The organism is Bacillus mycoides, from assembly GCF_001757995.1.
Lineage (GTDB): Bacteria > Bacillota > Bacilli > Bacillales > Bacillaceae_G > Bacillus_A > Bacillus_A mycoides_B.
In genome coordinates this window covers 1-912 of the sequence record NZ_LXLV01000126.1, presented here as the reverse complement: position 1 = coordinate 912, position 912 = coordinate 1, and the positions used below count along the sequence as shown (strand labels likewise).

Genomic DNA, 912 nt, shown 5'->3' with positions numbered 1-912 from the left:
TTCCCATAGCGTAAGCTAGTAAGATCCCTGAAAGATGATCAGGTTGATAGGTTCGAGGTGGAAGCATGGTGACATGTGGAGCTGACGAATACTAATAGATCGAGGACTTAACCATATAATATGAAGCGATGTTATCTAGTTTTGAAAGAATATAAAAAACTTGTTGACTTTAAATGTCGAATAAGTTATGATGATTCTTGTCTTAAATGAATATAGTCTGGTAATGATGGCAGAGAGGTCACACCCGTTCCCATACCGAACACGGAAGTTAAGCTCTCTAGCGCCGATGGTAGTTGGGACCTTGTCCCTGTGAGAGTAGGACGTTGCCAGGCAAAATGGAGGATTAGCTCAGCTGGGAGAGCACCTGCCTTACAAGCAGGGGGTCGGCGGTTCGATCCCGTCATCCTCCACCATATATGTCGGAGGGGTAGCGAAGTGGCTAAACGCGGCGGACTGTAAATCCGCTCCTTCGGGTTCGGCAGTTCGAATCTGCCCCCCTCCACCATTTCTTAATTATTGGGCTATAGCCAAGCGGTAAGGCAACGGACTTTGACTCCGTCATGCGCTGGTTCGAATCCAGCTAGCCCAGCCATTAAGAGCCATTAGCTCAGTTGGTAGAGCATCTGACTTTTAATCAGAGGGTCGAAGGTTCGAATCCTTCATGGCTCACCATTTTCTTAAAAAAATATGCGGGTGTGGCGGAATTGGCAGACGCACCAGACTTAGGATCTGGCGCCTTTGGCGTGGGGGTTCGACTCCCTTCACCCGCACTTTTAATAAAATATCTCATACATGTCTTGCGGAAGTAGTTCAGTGGTAGAATACAACCTTGCCAAGGTTGGGGTCGCGGGTTCGAATCCCGTCTTCCGCTCCAATTTTCAATATGACATGCCGGGGTGGCGGAACAGGCAG

The 912-nt window shown here is 48.4% G+C and carries 6 tRNA genes and 2 rRNA genes; all 8 read left to right on the top strand.

Going from position 1 to position 912, the window contains the following annotated elements:
* Positions 1–115: ribosomal RNA gene (locus BWGOE10_RS29205) — 23S ribosomal RNA — on the top strand; the annotation flags it as partial.
* 101 nt (positions 116–216) lie between these two features.
* Positions 217–332: ribosomal RNA gene (gene rrf / locus BWGOE10_RS29200) — 5S ribosomal RNA — on the top strand.
* A gap of 5 nt (positions 333–337) precedes the next feature.
* Positions 338–413, top strand: a tRNA-Val gene (locus tag BWGOE10_RS29195).
* Between the two features lie 8 nt (positions 414–421).
* A tRNA-Tyr gene (locus BWGOE10_RS29190) sits at positions 422–505 on the top strand.
* 12 nt (positions 506–517) lie between these two features.
* Positions 518–592, top strand: a tRNA-Gln gene (locus BWGOE10_RS29185).
* Positions 593–596: 4 nt separating this feature from the next.
* Positions 597–672, top strand: a tRNA-Lys gene (locus BWGOE10_RS29180).
* A gap of 17 nt (positions 673–689) precedes the next feature.
* A tRNA-Leu gene (locus BWGOE10_RS29175) sits at positions 690–770 on the top strand.
* Between the two features lie 29 nt (positions 771–799).
* Positions 800–874: transfer RNA gene (locus tag BWGOE10_RS29170), tRNA-Gly, on the top strand.
* Positions 875–912: the final 38 nt, after the last annotated feature.